This is a genomic window from Shimia sp., assembly GCF_041624275.1.
GTDB lineage: Bacteria > Pseudomonadota > Alphaproteobacteria > Rhodobacterales > Rhodobacteraceae > Shimia.
Map to the genome: position 1 here is coordinate 1 of NZ_JBFJVE010000293.1, position 2,347 is coordinate 2,347.

2 protein-coding genes and 1 pseudogene are annotated in these 2,347 nt (G+C 65.9%); 1 reads left to right on the forward strand and 2 read right to left on the reverse strand.

All coding sequences use genetic code 11. The annotated features are described in order from the left end of the window. Window positions 1–759, reverse strand: a 759-nt coding sequence (locus ABZD10_RS15285; protein WP_372887835.1) for a class I tRNA ligase family protein, incomplete at its 3' end; no start/stop codon positions are given. A 160-nt stretch (window positions 760–919) separates the two neighbouring features. Here ABZD10_RS15285 and ABZD10_RS15290 point away from each other — a divergent pair. Next, complete coding sequence (locus tag ABZD10_RS15290; protein WP_372887837.1) at window positions 920–2,179, forward strand: glycosyltransferase; 1,260 nt, start codon at window positions 920–922, stop codon at window positions 2,177–2,179. A 46-nt stretch (window positions 2,180–2,225) separates the two neighbouring features. On the opposite strand, the pseudogene ABZD10_RS15295 reads toward ABZD10_RS15290, so the two are convergent. Next, window positions 2,226–2,347: pseudogene (locus ABZD10_RS15295) on the reverse strand (DUF3576 domain-containing protein); the annotation flags it as partial.

Consider the following 2,347-nt stretch of genomic DNA (forward strand, 5'->3'; position numbering starts at 1 on the left):
CATCAGCGTGTCGGGCCGCGTGGTGTAAACGGTGATCGGCTCGGCCCCGTCCACCCGTTCGAACCCGAACTGCAACCCGCGCGACTTGCCGATCCAGTTTTCCTGCATCAGCCGCACCTTGGCGGGCCAGTTGTCCAGCGTGTCCAGCGCCGAGAGCAGCTCTTCGGACATGTCCGAGATCTTGAAGAACCACTGGGTCAGCTCGCGCCGTTCCACCAGGGCGCCCGAGCGCCAGCCGCGCCCGCCTTCGACCTGTTCGTTGGCCAGCACGGTCATGTCGACCGGATCCCAGTTGACCACCGCGTTCTTGCGATAGACCAGATCCTTGTCGAGCATGTCGAGGAACAGCGCCTGCTGCTGGCCGTAATACTCGGTGTCGCAGGTGGCGAACATGCGGCTCCAGTCCAGCGACAGGCCCAGCGGTTTCATCTGCTCGACCATGGTGTCGATGTTGGAATAGGTCCAGTCCTTGGGGTGGCCACCCGAGGCCATCGCGGCGTTTTCCGCCGGCATGCCGAAGGCGTCGAACCCCATCGGGTGCAGCACGTTGTGGCCGGTCGAGATCTTGTAACGCGCGATCACGTCGCCCATCGTGTAGTTGCGCACATGCCCCATGTGCAGCTTGCCCGAGGGATAGGGGAACATCTCGAGCACGTAGTATTTCGGCCTCGACGGGTCGCGGACGGCTTTGAAGGTCTCGGCCCTGTCCCAGGCCTGTTGCCACTTGGCTTCGATCTCGGCAGCACTATAGCGCGACATGGATGTCACCTTTCACTCAGTCATCTGTCGGCAGCGGTGATATGCGCCCAAGGCCCCGTGGTCTAGGGGCAGGCGGGCCGAATCGGAAAAAATGCGGTGCTAGGCGCGCTGCAATTTTGCGATATACAGAGCAAAAGCCGTACCCGAGCAGGCCGCCGACATGAACATCCTATTCATCCACCAGAATTTTCCGGGGCAGTTCAAGCATCTGGCGCCGGCGCTGGTCGGCCGGGGCCATCAGGTCACGGCGCTGACCCTGCGGGTGCAGAAGCCGGGGCGCTGGCAGGGGGTGCGGCTGCTGCCCTATGCGATCACCCGCAAGCCGGCCACCGGCCTGCACCCCTGGCTGGTGGATTTCGAGACCAAGCTGCTGCGCGCCGAGGCCTGCCATGCCGCCGCCGCCCGGCTCAAGGCACAGGGCTATGCGCCCGATGTGATCATCGCCCATCCCGGCTGGGGCGAGTCGATGTTCCTGCGCGATCTCTGGCCCGAGGCGCGGATCGGGCTTTACTGCGAGCTCTATTACAAGGCCCGCGAAGGCGACGTCGACTTCGATCCCGAATTTCCCAACCGCGCCGCCGACCGCGAACCGATCCGGCTGCGGCTGAAGAACCTCAACAACCTTATGCATGCCGAGGTCGGCGATCTGGGCCTCAGCCCGACCGCGTTTCAGGCCGCCACCTTCCCCGAGGCGGTGCGCCAGCGGATCAGCGTGATTCACGACGGCATCGACACCGAGGCCCTGCGCCCCGACCCAGGGGCGCAATACGCCCTGCCCGATGGCCGCATTCTGAGCCGCGACGACGAGGTCATCACCTTCGTCAACCGCAATCTCGAACCCTATCGCGGCTATCACATGTTCATGCGGGCGCTGCCCGACCTGCTGCGACGGCGCCCCGATGCGCAGGTGTTGATCGTCGGCGGCGACGAGGTCAGCTATGGCGCCCGGCCCCCCCGGGGCAAGACCTGGAAACAGATCTATATAGACGAGGTGCGGGGGCAGATCCCCGATGCCGACTGGACGCGGGTGCATTTTCTGGGGCGCATTCCCTACGACCCCTTCGTCCGCCTGCTGCAGATCAGCCGCTGCCACGTCTACCTGACCTATCCCTTCGTGCTCAGCTGGTCGCTGATCGAAGCGATGAGCTGCGGCGCGGCGATCGTCGCCAGCGACACCGCGCCGTTGCACGAGGCGATCCGGCACGGGGAAAGCGGGCGCCTGTTCCCCTTCTTCGACCGCGCGCGGATGCTGGACGAGATCTGCCGGGTGCTCGACGATCCGGCGCTGGCCGACTCCCTTGGCGCGGCGGCGCGGGCCTTTGCGCGCGAGAAATACGACCTTCGGACGGTCTGCCTGCCGCAGCAACTGCAATGGATCGACCGGCTGGCGGCGATGCCGGCCGGTCGTTTCACCTTCTAAAGCGGGTAGGGCCGGGGCGGACAGGGCCCGCGAGCGCGGAGCGGGCTCAGAGCTTGCCGTCGGCGATGCGCAGTTGCCGCGCCCGGGTCTTGATCGCATCTTCGAACGCCTTCACCGTCGCCGCCGAGACCGCGGGGCCGCCAGGGGTCTGCATCGCCACATGCAGCG